Annotated in this window: 21 protein-coding genes and 1 tRNA gene; 18 read left to right on the top strand and 4 right to left on the bottom strand. The window is 67.5% G+C overall.

Features of this window, described 5'->3' with window-relative positions:
* Positions 1 to 79: 79 nt before the first annotated feature.
* The 12 genes from H610_RS0110400 (at position 80) to H610_RS0110345 (ending at position 10,867) form a co-directional block, all read left to right on the top strand.
* Positions 80 to 1,216: an amidase gene (locus H610_RS0110400; protein WP_028239608.1), complete on the top strand. Its 1,137-nt coding sequence runs from the start codon at positions 80 to 82 to the stop codon at positions 1,214 to 1,216.
* Position 1,217: 1 nt separating this feature from the next.
* The gene (gene iacA / locus H610_RS0110395; protein ID WP_028239607.1) at positions 1,218 to 2,387 is read left to right on the top strand and encodes an indole-3-acetate monooxygenase; all 1,170 of its coding nucleotides are present in this window, start codon (positions 1,218 to 1,220) and stop codon (positions 2,385 to 2,387) included.
* 12 nt (positions 2,388 to 2,399) lie between these two features.
* A complete protein-coding gene (locus H610_RS0110390; protein WP_028239606.1) occupies positions 2,400 to 2,762 on the top strand; it encodes a hypothetical protein in 363 nt (120 codons plus the stop codon).
* A 5-nt stretch (positions 2,763 to 2,767) separates the two neighbouring features.
* Positions 2,768 to 3,298, top strand: coding sequence for a nuclear transport factor 2 family protein (locus tag H610_RS0110385; RefSeq protein WP_028239605.1), 531 nt, complete (start codon positions 2,768 to 2,770; stop codon positions 3,296 to 3,298).
* A gap of 49 nt (positions 3,299 to 3,347) precedes the next feature.
* Positions 3,348 to 4,622, top strand: coding sequence for an aromatic ring-hydroxylating oxygenase subunit alpha (locus H610_RS0110380; RefSeq protein WP_028239604.1), 1,275 nt, complete (start codon positions 3,348 to 3,350; stop codon positions 4,620 to 4,622).
* A 19-nt stretch (positions 4,623 to 4,641) separates the two neighbouring features.
* Positions 4,642 to 5,118: an aromatic-ring-hydroxylating dioxygenase subunit beta gene (locus H610_RS0110375; protein WP_028239603.1), complete on the top strand. Its 477-nt coding sequence runs from the start codon at positions 4,642 to 4,644 to the stop codon at positions 5,116 to 5,118.
* A 7-nt stretch (positions 5,119 to 5,125) separates the two neighbouring features.
* Entirely contained in the window at positions 5,126 to 5,866 is a 741-nt protein-coding gene (locus tag H610_RS0110370; protein WP_028239602.1) for an SDR family NAD(P)-dependent oxidoreductase, read from the top strand.
* 46 nt (positions 5,867 to 5,912) lie between these two features.
* Positions 5,913 to 6,872, top strand: coding sequence for a PDR/VanB family oxidoreductase (locus H610_RS0110365; protein WP_028239601.1), 960 nt, complete (start codon positions 5,913 to 5,915; stop codon positions 6,870 to 6,872).
* A gap of 11 nt (positions 6,873 to 6,883) precedes the next feature.
* Positions 6,884 to 7,384, top strand: a complete 501-nt coding sequence (locus tag H610_RS0110360) for a flavin reductase (protein ID WP_028239600.1) — start codon at positions 6,884 to 6,886, stop codon at positions 7,382 to 7,384.
* A gap of 157 nt (positions 7,385 to 7,541) precedes the next feature.
* Positions 7,542 to 8,792, top strand: coding sequence for an OprD family outer membrane porin (locus H610_RS0110355; RefSeq protein WP_028239599.1), 1,251 nt, complete (start codon positions 7,542 to 7,544; stop codon positions 8,790 to 8,792).
* Between the two features lie 267 nt (positions 8,793 to 9,059).
* Positions 9,060 to 10,247: an alpha-hydroxy acid oxidase gene (locus tag H610_RS0110350; protein ID WP_028239598.1), complete on the top strand. Its 1,188-nt coding sequence runs from the start codon at positions 9,060 to 9,062 to the stop codon at positions 10,245 to 10,247.
* Positions 10,244 to 10,867: an NIPSNAP family protein gene (locus H610_RS0110345; RefSeq protein WP_028239597.1), complete on the top strand. Its 624-nt coding sequence runs from the start codon at positions 10,244 to 10,246 to the stop codon at positions 10,865 to 10,867. Before H610_RS0110350 ends, H610_RS0110345 begins: the two co-directional genes overlap by 4 nt.
* Positions 10,868 to 11,056: 189 nt before the next feature.
* Here the strand turns inward: H610_RS0110345 and H610_RS0110340 are convergent, their stop codons facing one another.
* A complete protein-coding gene (locus H610_RS0110340) occupies positions 11,057 to 11,842 on the bottom strand; it encodes an AraC family transcriptional regulator (RefSeq protein ID WP_028239596.1) in 786 nt (261 codons plus the stop codon).
* Between the two features lie 111 nt (positions 11,843 to 11,953).
* On the opposite strand from H610_RS0110340, the gene H610_RS0110335 reads away from it, so the two are divergent.
* Positions 11,954 to 12,760: a sulfite exporter TauE/SafE family protein gene (locus tag H610_RS0110335; protein ID WP_028239595.1), complete on the top strand. Its 807-nt coding sequence runs from the start codon at positions 11,954 to 11,956 to the stop codon at positions 12,758 to 12,760.
* A gap of 424 nt (positions 12,761 to 13,184) precedes the next feature.
* Here H610_RS0110335 and H610_RS25700 read toward each other — a convergent pair whose 3' ends face one another.
* Entirely contained in the window at positions 13,185 to 13,334 is a 150-nt protein-coding gene (locus H610_RS25700) for a hypothetical protein (protein WP_161630464.1), read from the bottom strand.
* 277 nt (positions 13,335 to 13,611) lie between these two features.
* Positions 13,612 to 13,701: transfer RNA gene (locus H610_RS0110320), tRNA-Ser, on the bottom strand.
* A 191-nt stretch (positions 13,702 to 13,892) separates the two neighbouring features.
* Between H610_RS0110320 and H610_RS23685 the strand changes: the two genes are divergently transcribed.
* The 5 genes from H610_RS23685 to H610_RS0110295 all read left to right on the top strand — a co-directional run bounded on the left by H610_RS23685 (position 13,893) and on the right by H610_RS0110295 (position 18,735).
* Positions 13,893 to 15,251 carry an HD-GYP domain-containing protein gene (locus H610_RS23685; RefSeq protein WP_051231648.1) on the top strand — a complete coding sequence of 453 codons (1,359 nt, stop codon included), beginning with the start codon at positions 13,893 to 13,895 and terminating at the stop codon, positions 15,249 to 15,251.
* An 83-nt stretch (positions 15,252 to 15,334) separates the two neighbouring features.
* Complete coding sequence (locus tag H610_RS0110310; RefSeq protein WP_028239594.1) at positions 15,335 to 16,024, top strand: crotonase/enoyl-CoA hydratase family protein; 690 nt, start codon at positions 15,335 to 15,337, stop codon at positions 16,022 to 16,024.
* A gap of 120 nt (positions 16,025 to 16,144) precedes the next feature.
* Complete coding sequence (locus tag H610_RS0110305) at positions 16,145 to 17,365, top strand: aspartate aminotransferase family protein (protein ID WP_028239593.1); 1,221 nt, start codon at positions 16,145 to 16,147, stop codon at positions 17,363 to 17,365.
* 42 nt (positions 17,366 to 17,407) lie between these two features.
* Entirely contained in the window at positions 17,408 to 17,689 is a 282-nt protein-coding gene (locus H610_RS0110300; protein ID WP_028239592.1) for a hypothetical protein, read from the top strand.
* Between the two features lie 17 nt (positions 17,690 to 17,706).
* Complete coding sequence (locus tag H610_RS0110295) at positions 17,707 to 18,735, top strand: succinylglutamate desuccinylase (protein WP_028239591.1); 1,029 nt, start codon at positions 17,707 to 17,709, stop codon at positions 18,733 to 18,735.
* On the opposite strand, the gene H610_RS0110290 is transcribed toward H610_RS0110295, so the two are convergent.
* Positions 18,732 to 19,097 carry a YgaP-like transmembrane domain gene (locus H610_RS0110290; protein ID WP_028239590.1) on the bottom strand — a complete coding sequence of 122 codons (366 nt, stop codon included), beginning with the start codon at positions 19,095 to 19,097 and terminating at the stop codon, positions 18,732 to 18,734. The two genes, H610_RS0110295 and H610_RS0110290, sit on opposite strands and share 4 nt — an antisense overlap.
* Positions 19,098 to 19,110 lie beyond the last annotated feature (13 nt).

Raw genomic sequence — 19,110 nt, 5'->3', positions numbered from 1 at the left:
TCACGTAATTGGCGCGAATTTCTATTTAGCAAATCGCTGCGGCCCATCGTCGCGGCGAACGTAAATAGAGGACCGTGCCGTGACGATCGTCGTCGAACAACTGAGCCTGGGAGGCAACGGGGTGCGTGTGATGGTGAAGGACACCATCGACGTCGCCGGCTATACCACCCGTGCCTCCAGTCGTGCGCTGGCCGATGCGGCTCCGGCCCAGCGCCATGCCGAGGTGGTGGAGGCTCTGTTGGCCAGCGGCGCCCGCCTGATCGGCAAGACCGTGCTGCACGAACTGGCCTTCGGCACCACCGGTATCAATCATGCCTGCGGTACCGCCCCCAACCCGCATTTTCCCGGACGTATTCCGGGCGGCTCCTCCAGCGGCTCGGCCGCTGCGGTGGCAGCCGGTCTGTGCGACTTCTCGCTGGGCACCGACACCGGCGGCTCGGTACGCATCCCCGCCTGCTGTTGCGGCGTATTCGGCCTCAAGCCCACCTTCGGCCGCGTCAGCCGGCGCGGTGTGATGCCGGCGCAGAGTTCGCTGGATTGCGTCGGGCCCTTCGCCGCCACGCTGCCGATGCTGGAACGGGCGATGCGCATGATCGATCCGGGCTTCGGCGCGCTGCCGGCGGCGGCGGATGAGCCGACGCTCGGCGTCGTTCCGGTAAGTGCCGCCGAAGGGGTGGAACGCACCCTGCGGCCTGTGCTCGAGGCCAGCGGCCTGTCGTTGGGCGAAGCGCCGCTGACGCAGATGAGCGCGGCCTATGACGCCGGCATGGTGGTCATCAACCGCGAGACTTGGGTCGCCTGCGCTGAGCTGGTCGAGAGCGGACGGGTCGCTCCCGACGTCGACGGTCGCCTGCGCGCGGCGGCTCTGACCAGCGATGCCGCGCTGGCCCAGGCCGAAGCGGTGCGCGCGGCCTTCACCGCCGAGGTGGACGCCGCCCTGCAGCGCTTCGACGTGCTGGTGCTGCCGACGATGCCCGACTACCCGCTGCGCGTCGAAGACGCCGCCGATACCCGTGCGGTGCTCGGCATGACCGCCTTCGTGCGGCCGTTCAACCTTTCCGGCCATCCGGCGCTGACGCTGCCTTTCACCAGCGACGACGGTCTGCCGGTGGGCCTGCAGCTGGTCGCCGCCAAAGGTGCCGACGAATTGCTCCTGGCGGTCGCCGGCGAGCTGCTGCGACGCCTGTATTCCAACCCGAGCGATTGTGGAGCCTGACATGACTTCGCTGAACGCGGCCGCTCGCGAGCCCGCCGCCCTCACTTCGAACGCGGACTTCCAGGTCCTGCTCGACGACATCCGCCAGCGCGCCCGCACCGGCGAATTCGACCGCCTGCGGCACATTCCGCAGGACATCATCGAACGCTTCCGTGCGCTGGGCGTGTACCGCGCCCTGGTGCCGCGCCGCTTCGGCGGCGACGAACGCAGCCCTCGCGAGTTCTGCCAGATGGTCGAGGCGCTGTCCCGGGCCGACGGCTCCGCCGGCTGGGTGGCGAGCTTCGGCATGAGCCCGGTGTATCTGGCCTCGCTGCCGTCGCAGACCATCGCCAAGGTCTATGCCGATGGCCCGGACGTGGTGTTCGCCGGTGGCATCTTTCCGCCGCAGCCGGCCGAGCAGGTCGAAGGCGGCTTCCGGGTCAACGGCCGCTGGAAGTATTCCAGCGGATGCATGGGCGCCCAGCTGGTCGGTGTCGGCATCGCGCCGAAGAGCGGCGACAAGCTCGATCTTCCGCGCCTGGCGGTGATGCCGCGGGAAAAGGCCCGCATCGAGCAGACCTGGGACACCGTCGGCCTGCTCGGTACCGGCAGCCACGACCTGGTGGTCGAGGACGTGCTGGTCCCGGAGGAGTGGACCTTCGTGCGCGGCGGCAAGCCGAACCTCGACGAGCCGTTCTTCCGTTATCCGTCGCTGTCCTTCGCCACCCAGGTGCTTTCGGTGGTCGGCCTGGGCGTCGCCCGCGCCGCCCTCGACGAGCTCTACGACATGGCCGGCGGCCGCGTCTCGGTGACCGGCGCGCCCGGGCTCGGCGACCGTCCGCTGACGCAGACCGAGGTCGCGCGAGCCGAGGCCTCGCTGCGCGCCGCGCGCTGCTTCTTCTACGAGGCCATCGACGACGCCTGGGTGCACGTGCTGGCGGGTGACCCGGTGCCGGTGGAGAAGATCAACCTGTTGCGCCTGTCCTCGACCCATGCCACCCGCGTCGCCGCCGAGGTGGCGCGCACCGCGCAGATGCAGAGCGGCATGACCGGCGTCTACAACGACCACCCGCTGGCGCGCTGCGTCAACGACGCCCAGGTCGTCACCCAGCATGCCTTCATGGGCGACATCACCTTCCAGAACGCCGGTGCGGTGTTCTTTGGCAAGAAACCCTTGCCCGGCTACCTCTGACAGGAGCGAGACATGAGCGAGAAAAAACCGCTGCGCGTGCTGTTCTGCATGGGCATCAACCAGAACTTCTTCGATGCCCCGCGCGAGGAACAGCTGCAGGTATGGGCCGCGTTCAGCGCCATGTGGAACGGCATCCACGACCTGCCGGGCGTCGCCGTGCTGGGCAACCTGGACGACGACCAGAGCATGGTCGGCCCGTCCAGCGGCTGGCCATGGACCACCTACCTGCTGGCCGACGTACCGGACATCGAGACCGTGCATGCCGCCTGCAACCTGTTCCGCAGTACGCCGGTGGGCGAGGGCCCGTACAAGTTGTGGCGCTACGCCAAGGTCGAGGCCCGTGTGGGCCGCGAGCTGATCATCCAGCGCGCGTGACCGGCATGAACGACCAAGCCCGGATCGCCGCCCTGCAGGCGCAGCTCGCGCGCTTCCAGACCGAGCACGCGGTGCGCGCCTGCATGAACCGCTACATGGTGCTGTGCGACGCGCTGGACGCCAGCACCCCCCTGGACGAGCTGGCCGCGCTGTTCACCGCCGACGCGCTGTGGGAAGGCAAGGGCGCGAAGTACGCCAGGAGTTTCGGCGGCTACCGCGGTCGGGAGGCGATCCGCGCCATGTTCGCCGGCTACATGAAGACGCCGGCGCACTTCGCCCTGAACGTGCATTTTCTCGCCTCGGAACTGATCGAGGTGGACGCCGACGGCGCCACCGGCAGCTGGGTGATGCTGCAGGCCTCGACCTTTGCCGACGGCGGCTCGCACCTGAACGCTGCGCGCCTGACGGTGAGCTTCGCCTTCGAGGACGGTGCCTGGCGGATGGCCCATTTCCAGACCGAGAACCTCTTCGGCCGGCCGGTGAGCGCCTGGAACAGCGACGCCGAACTGCCGGTACCCGAGCGCCCGGCCGAATGAAACAACCCTCATCCATGAGTCGGCGCACGGGCGCCGACGAGGAGTGACCGTGACCAAGCTGATCGAAACCGTGACCCTGGAAAACTCGCCCGCCGAGCTGGTGCAGGCCGACCGCGTGCACACTTCGCTGTACACCGACCCGAAGCTGTTCGACGAAGAGATGGAAAGGATCTTCTACAGCACCTGGGTCTGGGTGGCACACGAAAGCGAGATTCCCGAGGCCGGCAGCTACAAGAGCACCTACATCGGCAAGCAGCCGGTGATCGTGGTGCGCGACCGCAAGAAGCAGGTCCACGTGCTGCTCAACCGCTGCCGCCACCGTGGTGCCACCGTCTGCGAGCACAAAAAGGGCAAGACCAGCAGCTTCGTCTGCCCCTATCACGGCTGGAGCTACGCCCTGGACGGCTCGCTGCGCGGCGTGCCGCATCCGGAGAGCTACGGTGAATGCCTGGACAAGGGCGAGTTCCCGCTGGTCTCGCTGCGCGTGGAGGCCTACGCCGGCATGCTGTTCGCCACCTTCAAGGACGACATTGAGCCGCTGGTGGATTTCCTGGGCCCGGCGAAGAAGTGGATGGACCTGTTCATGAAGCAGGGCGCCGGCTATGGCATCAAGGTGCCCGGCGAGCACCGCTTCCGCTTCCCCGGCAACTGGAAGATCCAGCTGGAGAACACCACCGACGCCTACCACTTCCCGCTGGTGCACAAGTCGTTCCTGTCGTCGGTCGACCAGCAGACCCTGGACATGCTCGATTTCGTCGAGGGTCCCGGCTACGTCGAGGACCTGGGCAACGGCCACAGCGTGATGGTGATGATCCCCGACCTGGTGGATCTGGAAGCCGACCTGGACAAGCCGATCCCCGCGCGTTTCGAGGAGCTGGCCCGGGCGCTGCGCGACGAGGGCATCGAAGAGATGCAGGTGCGTCGTATCGTCCGCGCCGTCGGCGGCTCGGGCTTCAACCTCAACCTGTTCCCCAACGTCGCCTGCTCGATGGCGTTCTTCCGCGTGCTGCAGCCGATCTCGGTCGACGAGACCGAGATCCACCACGCGGTGATCACCATGGACGGCGGCCCGGCCGTGGCCAACCGCTACCGCCTGCGCCTGCACGAGCACTTCCAGGGCCCGATGGGCTTCGGCACGCCGGACGATTCCGAGGCCTGGGAGCGCGTGCAGAAGGGCGCCCATGCCGGCGAAGACCTGTGGATCCTGCTCAATCGCGGCCTGCCCGGCGAGAAGCCGACCGAGGACGGCCGGGTCAGCGACGTGTCCGCCGAGACCGGCATGCGCGCCGCCTACCAGCAGTGGAAAAAGATGATGTCGGCCTGACCGACCGGAGAGTGCATCGATGAGTCTGCAACTGCTTCAGCAAGTCACCGCCTTCATCTGGCAGGAAGGCGACATGCTCGACCACGGCGAATACGACGCCTGGCTGTCCCTGTGGAGCGAGAAGGGGGTCTACGTGATTCCCATCAACCCCACCGAGGAGGATTTCGAAAACAGCCTCAACTACGCCTACGACGACGCCCACATGCGCGAGAAGCGCGTGGTGCGCCTGACCGGCGGCGAGTCCATCTCCACCAGCCCGGCGCCGCGCACCGTGCGCACCCTGTCGCGCTTTCGCGTGCTCTACGAGGACGCCGAGTACGTCACCGTGCGCTGCGCGCAGAACCTGCGCGAGTTCCGCAAGGACAGCCTGAAGCACTACAGCGCGGACATCGTGTACGAACTGGAGCGTGCCGGCGACGGCTTCAGGATCCAGCGCAAGCTGATCCGCCTGATCAACTCCGACGATGCCCTGGCCGGCATCGGCTACATCCTCTGAGGTCGCCATGAACCAGATCGCACTGGTCACCGGCGCGGCCCAGGGGCTGGGCCACGCCATCGCCCGCCGGCTGTTCGCCGCCGGCCACGCCGTGGTGCTCAGCGACCTCTCGCTGGAGCGCGCCCAGGCCGCCGCCGCCGAACTCGACCCGAGCGGCGAGCGCGTCCTGGCGGTGAAGCTCGACGTGGCCGCCAAGGCCGACTTCGAGGCGGCGCTGGCGGCCACCCTGGCGCGTTTCGGCGCGCTGCACGTGGCCGTCAACAATGCCGCCATGACATTGGCCACGCCGGTCATGCAGATCTCGCCGGAGGAGTTCGACCGCGTGCTCAGCACCAACTGCCGCGGCACCTTCGTCGGCTGTCAGGTGTTCGGCGCGCACATGGCCGCCGCCGGCTACGGCCGCCTGGTCAACCTGGCCTCGCTGGCCGGGCAGAACGGCGGCACCTCCACCGGTGCGCACTACGCCGCGTCCAAGGGCGCCATCGTCACCCTGACCAAGATCTTCGCCCGCGAACTGGCAGCCAGCGGGGTGACGGTCAATGCCATCGCGCCGGGGCCGATCGACTCGCCCATGGTGCATGCGGTGGTGCCGACGGACCGCCTGGAAACGCTGGTCCAGAACATCCCGGTCAAGCGCCTGGGCGATGCCGACTTCATCGGCGACCTGGTGGTGCAACTGGCGCGTCCGGAGGCCTATTTCGCCACCGGCGCGACCTGGGACGTGAACGGCGGCCTGTATCTGCGCTGAGCCTCGGGCCGCGCGACAACCTTTGACGTAGGGACGGGGTGACCCGATGACTGAACAACTTCTGAAGGTCGTGGTGCACAGGCGCCAGCTGCAGGGCGACGGCGTCGTCGTGCTCGACCTGATACCCGCCGATGGCGGCGGTTTGCCGGCCTTCGAGGCCGGCGCCCACGTGGACCTGCACGTCGCGCCCGGCCTGGTACGCCAGTACTCGCTGTGCAGCGACCCGGCCGAGCGTGCCGTCTACCGCCTCGGCGTACTCAAGGATCCGGCCTCGCGCGGCGGCTCGAACGCCGTCCACGAGACCCTGCTGGAAGGCGCCGAGGTGATGATCGGTGCGCCACGCAACCTGTTCCCGCTGGCATCCGAGGCCAGGCGCTCGATCCTCGTCGGCGGCGGCATCGGCATCACTCCGATGATCGCCATGGCCTATGCGTTGCATGCCCGAGGGGCGGATTTCGAGCTGCACTACTGCGGGCGCTCGCGCAGCCGTAGCGCCTTTCTCGAGGAACTGGCCGCCTCGCCGTTCGCGTCGCGGGTATTCACCCACTTCGACGACGAGGCGGCCGGGCAGCGTCTCGACCCCGATGCGGTGCTGGGCCGCGCCGAGCCGGGCGTGCACCTGTATACATGCGGCCCCACCGGCTTCATGGACTGGATCATCGGCGAGGCCGCGCAGCGCGGCTACCCGGAGGAACAGATCCACCGCGAGTACTTCCAGGTCGAGGTGGACGCCTCGGGCTCCGGCTTCGAGGTGGTCGCCGCGCGCAGCGGCAAGACCGTCCAGGTCGCAGAGGGCCAGAGCATCCTCGATGCGCTCGCCGAAGTCGGGATCAAGGTCGAGAAATCCTGCGAGCAGGGCGTATGCGGCACCTGCCTGTGCGACGTGCTCGAAGGCGAACCGGACCACCGCGACGTCTACCTGACCGATGAAGAAAAGGCCGACGGCGACCAGATGCTGGTGTGCTGCTCGCGTTCCCGGTCGAAAACTCTCGTGCTGGACATCTGAGGAGGCCCGTCATGGTTGCCATAACCGATTTCCGCAATGCCATGGCCATGCTCGGTGGCGCCGTCACGGTGATCACCACCGACGGTCCGTCCGGCCGCTTCGGCTTCACCGCCTCGGCGGTGTGCAGCGTCACCGACACCCCGCCGACCCTGCTGGTGTGCATGAACCGTTCGTCCTTCGCCAACGAGCACTTCAAGAGCAACGGCGTGCTCTGCGTGAACGTGCTGGCCGGCGACCACCAGGGCGTTTCCGGCATTTTCGCCGACCGCAACCTGCGTACCGAAGAGCGTTTCGCCTCGCATGCCTGGTCCGCCCTGCAGAGCGGCGCGCCGGCACTGGACGAGGCGCTGGTCAATTTCGATTGCCGCATCGCGCAGATCCATGAAGTGGGGACCCACAACATCTTCTACTGCGACGTGCTGCAGATCCGGCAGGGCCCGTCCCGCGAGGCGCTGGTGTATTTCGATCGCGCCTACCACCGGCTTTGCGAGGACTCCAAGGCCAGCCGCTGAACCCAACGATCAGAACCCGGCCATCGAGTCGGGCCGCGGGCGGCCCAGCCCCCCGCTCTCGCGTCGAGCGCACCATCAAGAGTGCGCCACGCCTTCAACTGCCGCCTTTGGACCTTTGGACTGCTCACCAACTCAGCATTACGAAAAGGAGCGGCACATGTTTCATCAGTCCTTGCTTGCGCGCGCCATCCGGGGCGCCTGCATCCTCGGGGCGCTGGGGGCGCCCCTCGTGGCCCAGGCCGATTTCGTCGACGACAGCCACCTGAAGCTCGACCTGCGCAATTTCTATCTGAATCGCAACTTCACCAACAGCGATGCCCCGGTTTCCGAGGTGGGCAGCTGGTCGCAGGGCTTCGACCTGCAGTTCTTTTCCGGCTACACCGATACGCCGCTGGCCTTCGGCCTGGACCTGAACGCCCAGTACGCCCTTCGCCTGGATTCCTCCGGCAACGACGGCTCGCTGCCCTACAGCCTCTCCGACCAGAAGGTCCCGGACGACTACGGCCGCGCCGGCGCCACGCTGAAGATGAAGTATTCCAATACCGAGCTGAAGATCGGCGACATGCGACCGCGCCTGCCGATCGCCTACGATGACGCCAGCCGGCAGCTGGACACCATCTACCAGGGCGCCGTGCTCGAATCCAAGGAGATCGAGGGGCTGACCCTCACCGGCGGTCGTTTCTGGTCTGCCGTGACGCGCGAGTCCTCGGACCACGAGAAGCTCTACAAATGGGGCTCCACCGACAACCTCGACAGCGACGGGCTGGATTTCGGCGGCGTTACCTACGATCTGACCAAGAGCCTGCAGGCCAGCTACTTCTACGCCGTGCTCAACGACATCTACCGGCAGCACTATGTCGGGCTGGCGCACATGGCCGACCTCGGCGGTGGCTACAAGCTCAAGACCGACCTGCGCTACTTCAACAACAACGAAGACGGCGACGCCCTCGCCGGCGCGGTGGACAACCGCTCCTATGGTGCGTTGTTCACCCTGCTCAAGGGCGCGCACATGTTCGGCGTCAGCTATCAGCGCATGCTCGGCGACAGCGTGTTCCCGACCATGAACGGCTACATCCCCAACCCGTATCTGGTGAACTGGTCGTCACTGGCCTTCGTGCGCCCGGGCGAGCGGTCCTGGTCCGTGCGCTACGGCTACGACTTCGCCGGCTGGGGCCTGCCGGGCCTGACCCTGTATACCCGCTACATCAAGGGCACTCACTGGGACCGCGGCCCGGGGCTGGACGACAACGCCGAGTCGGAGCGCAACATCTACCTCAACTACGTCGTCCAGAGCGGTGCGCTCAAGGGGCTGGGATTCGACCTGCGCAACATCAAGACGCAGCAGAAGTACGGGAGCGACTACGACGAGTACCGCTTCGCCACTACCTACACCTGGAACTTCTGGTAAGAGCGCCCGGCGCTTGCTCCGATCGACCGGGCGAATCCCACCGATTACGTGGGTTCGCCCGTTGCCGATGTCGGGGAACGGCACGTCCGGGACCTGGCCGTAGCGGCAGCTTCGGCAAGCGATAGCCTGTCGGGATCGTCCGTTTCCCTGCCATGGCGCATCGTGCCCGGCGAGCGCCATGTCATGCCAACCGAGTTTTGCTCCTTTCGCCCGGCCTTGGTTCCGGGCTTTTTTACGGCGGTCTGAAGATCGCCGGAAGGATGGAAGATGCGTAACTACTATTGCGGCGGCGATCTGCTGCGCTATCACAGCATTGCCGAACTGGCCGCCACGGCCCGTCGTCGCCTGCCTTATTTCGCCTGGGAGTACCTGGAAGGCGGCGCCGAACAGGAGTGGACCCTGCGGCGCAACCGTGCCGCCTTCGGTGCCTGGGGGCTGCAGTCGCGAACCTTGGTGCCGGCGCACCCGCCGGCTACCCGCCGTCAGCTACTCGGTCAGGAAACGCCGCTGCCGTTCGGTATCGCACCCACCGGCTACAACGGCATGCTGTTTCCGGACGCGGACCTGCACCTGGCCCGCGCCGCCGCGCAGCGGGGCCTGCCGTTCGGCCTGAGCACCGTCTCCAACGCGTCCCTGGAGGAGGTGCGTGCGGCGGCGCCGGACGTCAACCTGTGGTTCCAGCTCTACCCGATGCGCGATCCGTCCATTCAGTCGGATCTGCTCGCCCGTGCCGAGAGCCAGGGCGTGTCGACCCTGCTGATGACCAGCGATGCCTCGACGCTCGGCAACCGGGAGTGGGACCGGCGCAACTTCGCGCGGCCGCGGCAGCTGTCGTGGCGCAACAAGCTGGACGTGCTGCGTCATCCGGGTTGGCTGCGCCGGGTGATGTGGCCGAAGGGGCTGCCAATCATGGGCAACCTGGCGCCCTACATCCCGGCTGCCGAGCGCAATGCGCTGGGCTCGATGCAGTTCGTCTCCCGGCAGATGGACACGCTGCTCGACTGGGACAAGCTGGCGCGCCTGCGCGACGGCTGGCACGGGCGACTGCTGCTCAAGGGCGTGCTGCACCCCGACGATGCCGAGCGTGCCGCCGCCCTGGGCCTGGACGGTATCGTCATCACCAATCATGGCGGACGTCAGCTGGATGGTGCGTCTTCCAGCCTGGAAGCGCTGGCACGGATCGCCCCGCGGCTGCGTGGCCGGCTCGCGCTGTTGCTCGACAGCGGCATCCGCCGTGGCAGCGACGTGGTCAAGGCGCTGGCGCTCGGCGCGGACATGGTGCTGCTCGGCCGCGCCACCCTCTACGGCGTGGCGGTCGCCGGCGAGGCCGGCGCCGGGCGTGCGCTCGACCTGCTGGCCGACGAGTTGCGGCTGGCGCTGAACCTGATGGGCTGCCCCGGCATCGATGCGCTTAGCCATGACTGGCTGCTCGATGCGGAGGAGGGCTGGACATGAAGCTGTTCGAACTGCTGTCGCTGACGCTCCGACCGGGCTGCCTGGGTGCCGCGCAACCTGCGCTGCAACAGGCCCTGGCGTCGAGCCGCGAGGGCGTGACGCTGCTCGGATGCTGGTATTCGGAGATCGGGCCGCTGAACCGCGTGGCCCTGCTTCGCGGCTTCGCCAGCGAAGACGCTCGCGAAGCCGAGCGCGAGCGCCTCCTGCTGACGCCCGATGCGCTGGGCGTGGGCGCCTGGCTGGAGGCCACCGAGGTGGCGGACTACAGGCTGTTCCCCTTCGTGGAATTGCCGCCGCCAGGCAGCCATGGGCCCTTCTACGAACTGCGCGAGTACGAGCTGGTCGCCGACGGCCTGCCGCCGACCCTGGACGGCTGGCGGCGAGCGCTGGGCCCGCGCACCGCGCCGGCCTACTCGCCGATCTGTGCCGCCTTCTACGCCACCTCGGGCAGCCTGCCGCGCATCCTGCACATCTGGCCCTACCGCTCCCTGGAGCAGCGCCTCGAGGTTCGCACCCGCTCTGTGAACGAGGGCGCCTGGCCGCCGGAGAATTCCACGCCGCAACTGAAAAGGATGCACTCGACCGTCTACCTACCGATGGCGTTCTCGCCCCTGAAATAGCGAAGATCGCCCCGGTTCAGCGCGGCAACGGCCGCGCGGTGGCCTGATCTGCTTGGGCTGGACGAATACCGGCAGTCCCAGCCCGAGGCAGGCCGGGTCCGGCAGGGTTGCCGGCTCATGGCATCCGCGATACGGCGAGGTCGGGCGCGGCAATGATGGCGTCCGGTATCAAAAGCCAGAAAATCGGACCTACCGGGAGCCTGTGGATGACGACATCCGGACGAAGTCGCTTGGCGTCTGTCCGAGCCGCTTGCGGAACATGGTCGAAAAGGCGCTGGGACTGTCATAGCCGAGATCCAGGGCAACCTGCGTGATCGACTGTCCCGCCGACAGCCTGGGCAGCGCGGCCAGCAGGCATGCCTGCTGGCGCCATGCCCCGAAGCTCATGCCGGTCTGCTGCTGGAAAAACCGGGTGAAGGTGCGCAGGCTCTTGTGCGATTGCTGCGCCCATGCCTGCGGCGTGGCCTGGATGCTGGGTGATTCCAGAAACGCCTTGCACAGTCTCGCAAGCTGCCGGTCCCTGGGAATCGGGGCGAACAAGGGCATCGTCCGTGCCAGGCGCACCTCGTGCAGGAGCAGCCGCACCAGGGCGCCATCGCGGCCGTCTTCGTCATAGAGGGCGGGAATGTCCAAGGACGCCAGCAGCAGCTGGTGCAGCAGCGGCGTGACGACCAGCGCCTCGCAGTGCCCTGTCGGGCGCGGTGCGGACGCGGGTTCGATATACAGGCTGCGCGTGCTCACGCCCTGCATGCGCACGCGATGGCGCTTGCCCGCCGGAATCCATACCCCGCTGTAAGGCGGAATGGCCCATGCGCCATCGTCCGTTTCCACTTCCATCACTCCGCTCATGCCGTAGAGGAACTGGGCGCGCCGATGCGTGTGGGTATCCAGCAGGGTGCCTGGCGGATAGTCGGTGCCGATGGCAAGTACGGGCCGTGCGACGGCATCCACGGAATCGAGCGGTACGTTGTGCATGACAGGGAAAAACATGGCCGAAACAAAAGGATTGTTGTCCAGTTCCCGAAAGATGGCCATTGCGCCATCGCCATATCGTGGCGTTTTACCTCGTCAGGATGCCGCTATCCCATGTATTTCCTGCTTCTGTTCTTTGGCGTGTTGGCCGGCATGACGACCGTACTGTTCGGCTTCGGCGGCGGGTTCGTCGCCGTGCCCGTGCTGTATTCGGTCCTCTTGGCCACCTACGGCCCCGACAGCGTGGTGGGCCATGCCGCCATGCACGTCGCCGTCGCCACCTCGACCTGCATGATGATTTTCGGCGCCGGGCTGGCCACGCTGCGCCACCACAGGGCCGGGGCCGTGCCATGGGGCCAGGTGCGCCCGCTGCTGGGCTACATCGCGGCCGGAGCCATGCTGGGGGCCACCGCAGCGCTGGCCTCGAGCGGCGACTGGGTGCGTTGGGCGTTCATCGTCTATCTGGGACTGACGATCCTCGACAGCCTCCTGCGGCCCGGTTTCATCCAGGAGACCAGATCGCGGATTCGCCCGCTGGGGAAGCGGGCGACTGCCGGCGCCGGCGTGACGATCGGCGCGATCGCGGCATTCCTTGGCGTGGGTGGGAGCGTGATGACGGTCCCGCTGATGCGCAGGCGCGGCGCCAGCATGAGCACCGCAACGGCGGCGGCCAATCCGTTGTCGCTGCCGATGGCGCTGGTGGGCTCGGCGACCTACGCGGCGCTGGCGTGGAACGCCGCGCCCCTGGGCGCATGGCATGCCGGCTACATCGACTTGCGTGCCTGTCTGGTGCTGGTGGCCGGTTCGTGGCTGGGCATCAGGGCGGCGTCACGGTGGATCGGCAAGATTCCCGACAGCCTCCATGCCAAGGCCTACATCGCATTGCTGTGCATCGTACTGGCGGTGATGCTGGCGGTTTAGGAGCACGGAGAGGATCGCTCGTTGAAGGGGGCGGTAGGCGCCACCCATTGCGTTTCGCTGCACGCCTGGACCTGATTGCCAGCAGAGCACTGCCACGCCTTCAGGCGTTCGCCGCCTTCCTGTCTTTTCGGCCCGGCGCACGCTTCGGTGGCTGCCTTCGATCCATGCGGCGGGTGGTGGTCACCAGCTGTTCCCGAACGGCATAGCCGTCAGCCATCGTTACCAGTTCCAACTTCTCGGTATCTCGCATCAGTCTGCCCTCTTTTGCCATCAGACCGTCACAAGCCCAGCGGTAGTTCAATCGAAGCGAGCCATGATGCGCGAGCGGGTGAGCGTACGTCGGCTGTGAATGGAAGGTGCCGATGCCCTGGAGGAGGAGGGGGCGGAGAGGGGCTGGCGTACGTGCAGCGGCCCGGCAGGCAGGTCAGGTGGCAATCACGAAGGCGATCGCAATGCCAAGGCCGACGATGCAGTCGGCGCACATGGCCATCGCCAGCAGGAGGGTCCTGTCTGTCCCGGGGAGGGGAAAGCGCTGCATTGCCGTTACGGCGAGCCCGAATCCGAGTGTAACCATGAAAAATCCCTCTTCAGTCCCGGCGATTGTCGGCAGGGACCAAGAAGGGAGGCAACAGGTTGATGTCCGGAATGTGACAGACTGGATCGTTGCCGCTGGGGCTGCCGCTCGAACCGGTCCGGGGTCACCTTCGCGAAGCTGCGGCCGTCACATTCCAGGTAACGGGGCGCTGGTGAAACCGTGACGCAAGACGGAGCGCATGGGCTTGAACCATGCGGCCGAAACGAAAAAAGCCCCGGAGGCTCGGCGGCCTTCGGGGCTTTTCGCTGATTCGATCTGGCGGTGAGGGAGGGATTCGAACCCTCGATACGGTTTCCCGTATACACACTTTCCAGGCGTGCTCCTTCAACCGCTCGGACACCTCACCGGATCTCGACGGGCGTGCGCTTCGTCGAGGCGCGCTAATGTAGCGGAAGTGCCAGGCCATGGCAAAAATTTTTTCGGGTTTTCATCGATTTATCTCAAGGAGCGCTCGAAGCGCATGCAATTGCTAACCTTCCATGAAACCAGACGGTATTAATGCCAGTCCGAAGACTAGGGAATTGCCAGGCAAGGCATATGTCGTTCCTGAAAAAGAAACAGAAGAGGCCCGTCTCCACGGCGCGCGTGCAGACCCGTCTGCGCATCGAAGCGGCGAAGCTGGAACTGGGCATGTACGTGGTCGAGGTGGATCGGCCCTGGCGCGAGACGACCTTTCTCTTCCAGGGCTTTCCGCTGCTGCGTGCGCGTGACATCCGGGTCGTCCAGGAGCACTGCCGCTACGTCTACGTTGACGAGACCAGGCGCGTGGCAGTCAGCGAGTTGCACGCGGCCAAGCCGGTGCCGCTGGTGGCGGCGAGCGACCGACGCGAACGTTACGAGCAGGCGTTTTCCGCTGCGCTGCCCGAGGCCCGTGAAAGCCACGAGCAGGGCGTGCTGCTGCTGGAGCAGGTGCTCGACGACGTCCAGCACGGCCGGCCGATCGACACCCGCTCCTGCCGCGCGGCGATCAAGCGCAACCTCGACAGCCTGCTGCACAACGAGAGCGCGCTGCTCTGGCTGACCCGGCTCAAGAGCCAGGACGCCTACACCGGCCTGCACTGCCTGTCGGTGTCGATCATGGCGATGGGGTTCGCCAACTCCCTGGGCTTGTCGGACGCGGAGATCGAGACGCTGGGGATGGCCGGGCTGCTGCACGACGTCGGCAAGATCCGCATCGATCCGGCCATTCTCAACAAGCCGGGCAAGCTGACCTCGGAAGAATTCGAAGAGATCAAGCTGCACCCGGTGTACGGCTACGAAGCGCTGCGCGGGCAGGCGGACATCCCGGCGGCGGCCGTGCATGCCGCCCACGGGCATCACGAGCGCCTCGACGGTCGCGGCTACCCACAGGGGCTGCAGGCCGGGCAAATCTCCTTCTTCACCCGCATCATCACCATCGTCGATGCCTTCGACGCCATCACCAGCCATCGCGCCTATGACCAGGCACGGCCGATCCAGGTCGCCTTCGACGTGCTGCGCAACAACGGCGGGCAGCAGTTCGACGAGAAGCTGGTCGAGCAGTTCATTCGCTGGCTGGGGGTGTTCCCGGTGGGGACGCTGGTCGAGCTGCATACCGGCGAGGTGGCGCTGGTGCTGGAGAAGCACCCGGAGCTGCACCTGCGGCCCAGGGTGGTGGTGCTGCGCGACGCCGAGAAGCGCCCCTGTGCGCCGCGCTACCTAGACCTGTCGCGGATCAGCGTCGACCCCCAGGGGCAGCCCTACCGCATCGGCAGGGGGCTGCCGGATGGTGCTTTCGGGCTGTACATCGCCGATTGCGAGGTGCAGGCGATCCTGCATCCGGAGGTGCTTGCCCTGCTCGAAGAGGACGAGCTCGTGCTCCCGGCGAGCGGGCCGGACGAGCCGGTCGGCGAGGCGCCGGAACGGCCGGCGGAGTGACCGGCGGGTCAGTCACGGCGCTTTACCTGGCGCACCTCGACTCGGTAACGTCAGCGCACTTCCAAGAACAAGGATTCTGCGCCATGTCTGAGCTCGTCGCCTATCACCTCGAAGATGGCATCGCTACCCTGACCCTCTGCAATGGCAAGGTCAACGCGCTTTCCCCGGCCGTGATCGAAGCCCTGGACGCCGCCCTGACCCGCGCCGAGCAGGACCGCGCGGTGGTCGTGCTCACCGGCCAGCCGGGCATCCTCTCCGGCGGCTACGACCTCAAGGTCATGACCTCCAGCCCCGAGAACGCCAAGGCCCTGGTGGCGTCCGGCTCGGCGCTGTCGCGGCGCATGCTGGTGCATCCGTTCCCCATCGTGGTCGCCTGCCCGGGCCATGCGGTGGCCAAGGGCGCCTTCCTGCTGCTGTCGGCCGACTACCGGATCGGCGTGCAGGGCGAGTTCCGCGTGGGCCTGAACGAAGTGCAGATCGGCATGACCATGCACCACTCGGGCATCGAGCTGGCGCGCGACCGTCTGACCAAGCCCGGCTTCCACCGTGCGGTGATCAACGGCGAGATGTTCGAGCCGCAGGAGGCCATGAGCATCGGTTTCTTCGATCGCGTGGTAGCGTCGGAACAGCTGATGCCGATCGCCCTGGCCACCGCCGGGCAGTTGAAGCAGCTCAACATGACCGCCCATCGCAACACCAAGCTCAAGGCCCGTCGCGGCCTGGTGGAGCTGCTCGATCGGGCGATCGAGCTGGACAAGCAGCACGTCATCTGAAGCCGGCGCTTTTTTTGCCGATGGGCGCTCAAACCGGCTCGGGCTGCGTTTAAACTTCGGGAGCGACGCCCCGCCATGCGGGGCGTTCTTCCGTTCTCAAGCCGCTCTCAGGAGAGCCCGATGCCGACCCCGCACCTTCCGGTAGCACGCGCCGATTTCGACCAGGTCATGGTTCCCACTTTCGCTCCCGCCGCCTTCGTGCCGGTGCGAGGCCAGGGTTCGCGAGTGTGGGACCAGAGCGGCCGCGAACTCGTCGACCTGACCGGAGGCATCGCCGTGAACGTGCTCGGGCACGCCCATCCGGCGCTGGTGGCGGCCCTGACCGAGCAGGCCGGCAAGCTCTGGCACATCTCCAACGTGTTCACCAACGAGCCGGCCCTGCGCCTGGCCAGGAAGCTGGTGGACGCGACCTTCGCCGACCGCGCCTTCTTCTGCAACTCGGGCGCCGAGGCCAACGAGGCGGCCTTCAAGCTGGCGCGCCGCTACGCCTTCGATGTGCATGGCGAAGAGAAGGTCGAGATCATCTCGGCGCTCAACAGCTTCCATGGCCGCACCCTGTTCACCGTGACGGTCGGCGGGCAGCCCAAGTACTCCGACGGCTTCGGCCCGAAGATCCAGGGCATCACCCACGTGCCCTACAACGACCTGGAGGCGCTGAAGGCCGTCGTCTCCGAACGTACCTGCGCGGTGGTGCTCGAGCCGATCCAGGGCGAAAGCGGCATCCTGCCGGCCGAGCAGGCCTACCTCGAGGGCGCGCGCGCGCTCTGCGACGAGCACGACGCGCTGCTGATCTTCGACGAGGTGCAGACCGGCGTCGGGCGTACCGGCGACCTGTTCGCCTACATGCACTCGGGCGTGCGGCCGGACATCCTGACCACCGCCAAGAGCCTGGGCGGCGGCTTCCCGATCGGGGCGATGCTGGCCACCGACCGGGTCGCGTCGCATTTCTCCGTCGGTACCCACGGCACCACCTACGGCGGCAACCCGCTGGCCTGCGCGGTGGCCGAGGCGGTGATCGACATCGTCAACACGCCCGAGGTGCTGGAGGGCGTGAAGGCGCGGCACCAGCGGTTCCGCACCCGCCTGGAGCAGATCGGCGAACGCTATGGCATCTTCAGCCAGATCCGTGGTCGGGGCCTGCTGATCGGCTGCGTACTGTCGCCGGCCTGGAAGGGCCGTGCCAAGGACGTGTTCGATGCCGCCGAGCGCGAGGCGCTGATGGTGCTGCAGGCCGGGCCCGACGTGGTCCGCCTGGCGCCGAGCCTGGTGATCGAGCAGGCGGACATCGACGAGGGCCTCGACCGCCTCGAACGCGCCATCGCCAAGCTGGTCGATGCCTGATTGCCAACGGGCCACCGTGGTGGCCCCTCACGAGGAAGAACGATGAGCGACAGCCTGCACCTGATCCTGGAAGACGTCGACGGGACCCAGCTGGAAACCTCCTGCACGCGGTTCGCCGTCATGTGGCAGGGCAAGGAAGTGTGGATCCAGCAGGTCGGCAACGGCCAGCTGATGATCGGCGTCGATGTGGAGGAGGGCGACACCGAGTACGCCAACCTGCTGCTGCGCCCGCTGGCGACCAACCTGGTCAGCCTGCAACTGGAAATGGAGCCGGTCGAGGCCGAGGACGGCCACGTACACGGGCCGGACTGCAACCACGATTGAACTGAAAGGCCGAAAGGATGCTGGCACTGGGCAAATGGCTGGAGCTGACGCTGGCCGGCCGCGAACCGACCGAAAAGATCCAGCTGACCGCCAAGGGCGTGAAGCTGCACTGGCTGGCCGAGGGGGCGCTGCAGATCCTGCCGCCGGCCGCCGCGGACATCGGGCTCGACCTGGTGCTGTCGGCGGGCGTGCACGGCAACGAGGTGCTGCCGATCCAGGTGCTGGACGAGCTGGTGCGCGCCATCGCCCGCGGCGAGCTGGTGCCGCGGGTGCGGCTGCTGTGCCTGCTCGGCAACCCCGGCGCGGTGCGCCGGGGCGTGCGCTACCTGGAGACCGACCTCAACCGGCTGTTCGCCGGGGCGCATGCCGAGGCGGGCGGTAACGAGGCCTTTCGCGCCGCCGAGCTGGAGCGCCTGGTGAGGAGCTTCTTCGCCGACGCCGCTCGCGATCGTTGCCATCTCGACCTGCATTCGGTGATGCGCGCCTCGCGCCTGGCGCAGTTCGCCATCTGCCCGGCAACGCAAGGGGCGGGCCGTGGGAACTGTCTTGACCGCGAAGAGACAACTGCTCCGACGGCGTCGGCACGCGCACTGATCCGGCTGCGCACGCTCGGGCTCGCCGGCGCCGTGCTGCAGGAGCGGCCCGCGCCGACCTTCAGCGCACACACGGCCAGCGCGCACCAAGCTGAGGCGTACACGCTGGAGCTGTCCGAGGCGCCATCGCTGGCGGCCTTCGAGCGGCGACTGTGGCGGCTGGTGGCCGGCGCGCCGATGGAGGCGCCCAGCGGCGAGCCGCCGGTGCTGTTCCGCGTGACTCAGGAGGTCGTCAGGACGCGCGGCCCCTTCCGCCTGTGCCTGCCGGAGGCCATCGAGAACTTCGCCCCGCTGCCGCGCGGCACCCTGCTCGCCGAGGAAACCGGCGGCCAGCGCTGGCTGGTCGAGGACGACGAGGCCCGCGTGCTGTTCCCGATGGCGCAGGTGGCGGTCGGGCAGCGGGCGGTGCTGGTCGTGGTGCCCTGCGCGGTGGAGACGCTGGCGCCGGCCTAGACGCCCGCCGAGGGGCTGCGCAGCGAGTCGTCGCCGGTAACGGTGGCCGTTTCGGTCGCGGCAGTGGCGTTGGCCCGCAGCCGATCGCGATCGCTCTCGCTGGCGTCGAGCGGCATGTAGCTCGACTTGTGCTCGGCCATGCTGGCGTGCTCGTCGAGGTCGGTCAGCACGCGCTTGGCCTCGCAGCGTCCGGTCACGCCGCGCGCCAGCACCATGCCGCCCATCGCCAGCTGCAGCATGCCGCCCAGGCCGCCGCGGCGCAGGCCCTTGCCGAGCAGGACCAGGCCGCCGGCGATCGAGGCGGCGCGCTCGAAGCCGTGGACGTTCTGCGGGACGGACTTGTCGGGGAAGAAGGGGTTCATGGCGTCTCTCCGA

The sequence above is a fragment of the Stutzerimonas azotifigens DSM 17556 genome, from assembly GCF_000425625.1.
GTDB classification, from domain to species: Bacteria; Pseudomonadota; Gammaproteobacteria; order Pseudomonadales; family Pseudomonadaceae; genus Stutzerimonas; species Stutzerimonas azotifigens.
The sequence above is the reverse complement of the archived record's forward strand: the minus strand, read 5'-3'. Positions and strand labels throughout refer to the sequence as shown.

What these genes read in the sequence shown, in the direction of transcription:
- iacA (WP_028239607.1), top strand. Translation starts at nt 1,218, where the DNA reads ATGACTTCGCTGAACGCGGCCGCTCGCGAGCCCGCCGCCCTCACTTCG.
- H610_RS0110390 (WP_028239606.1), top strand. Translation starts at nt 2,400, where the DNA reads ATGAGCGAGAAAAAACCGCTGCGCGTGCTGTTCTGCATGGGCATCAAC.
- H610_RS0110385 (WP_028239605.1), top strand. Translation starts at nt 2,768, where the DNA reads ATGAACGACCAAGCCCGGATCGCCGCCCTGCAGGCGCAGCTCGCGCGC.
- H610_RS0110375 (WP_028239603.1), top strand. Translation starts at nt 4,642, where the DNA reads ATGAGTCTGCAACTGCTTCAGCAAGTCACCGCCTTCATCTGGCAGGAA.
- H610_RS0110370 (WP_028239602.1), top strand. Translation starts at nt 5,126, where the DNA reads ATGAACCAGATCGCACTGGTCACCGGCGCGGCCCAGGGGCTGGGCCAC.
- H610_RS0110365 (WP_028239601.1), top strand. Translation starts at nt 5,913, where the DNA reads ATGACTGAACAACTTCTGAAGGTCGTGGTGCACAGGCGCCAGCTGCAG.
- H610_RS0110360 (WP_028239600.1), top strand. Translation starts at nt 6,884, where the DNA reads ATGGTTGCCATAACCGATTTCCGCAATGCCATGGCCATGCTCGGTGGC.
- H610_RS0110355 (WP_028239599.1), top strand. Translation starts at nt 7,542, where the DNA reads ATGTTTCATCAGTCCTTGCTTGCGCGCGCCATCCGGGGCGCCTGCATC.
- H610_RS0110350 (WP_028239598.1), top strand. Translation starts at nt 9,060, where the DNA reads ATGCGTAACTACTATTGCGGCGGCGATCTGCTGCGCTATCACAGCATT.
- H610_RS0110345 (WP_028239597.1), top strand. Translation starts at nt 10,244, where the DNA reads ATGAAGCTGTTCGAACTGCTGTCGCTGACGCTCCGACCGGGCTGCCTG.
- H610_RS0110340 (WP_028239596.1), bottom strand. Translation starts at nt 11,842, where the DNA reads ATGCACAACGTACCGCTCGATTCCGTGGATGCCGTCGCACGGCCCGTA.
- H610_RS0110335 (WP_028239595.1), top strand. Translation starts at nt 11,954, where the DNA reads ATGTATTTCCTGCTTCTGTTCTTTGGCGTGTTGGCCGGCATGACGACC.
- H610_RS25700 (WP_161630464.1), bottom strand. Translation starts at nt 13,334, where the DNA reads ATGGTTACACTCGGATTCGGGCTCGCCGTAACGGCAATGCAGCGCTTT.
- H610_RS23685 (WP_051231648.1), top strand. Translation starts at nt 13,893, where the DNA reads ATGTCGTTCCTGAAAAAGAAACAGAAGAGGCCCGTCTCCACGGCGCGC.
- H610_RS0110310 (WP_028239594.1), top strand. Translation starts at nt 15,335, where the DNA reads ATGTCTGAGCTCGTCGCCTATCACCTCGAAGATGGCATCGCTACCCTG.
- H610_RS0110305 (WP_028239593.1), top strand. Translation starts at nt 16,145, where the DNA reads ATGCCGACCCCGCACCTTCCGGTAGCACGCGCCGATTTCGACCAGGTC.
- H610_RS0110300 (WP_028239592.1), top strand. Translation starts at nt 17,408, where the DNA reads ATGAGCGACAGCCTGCACCTGATCCTGGAAGACGTCGACGGGACCCAG.
- H610_RS0110295 (WP_028239591.1), top strand. Translation starts at nt 17,707, where the DNA reads ATGCTGGCACTGGGCAAATGGCTGGAGCTGACGCTGGCCGGCCGCGAA.
- H610_RS0110290 (WP_028239590.1), bottom strand. Translation starts at nt 19,097, where the DNA reads ATGAACCCCTTCTTCCCCGACAAGTCCGTCCCGCAGAACGTCCACGGC.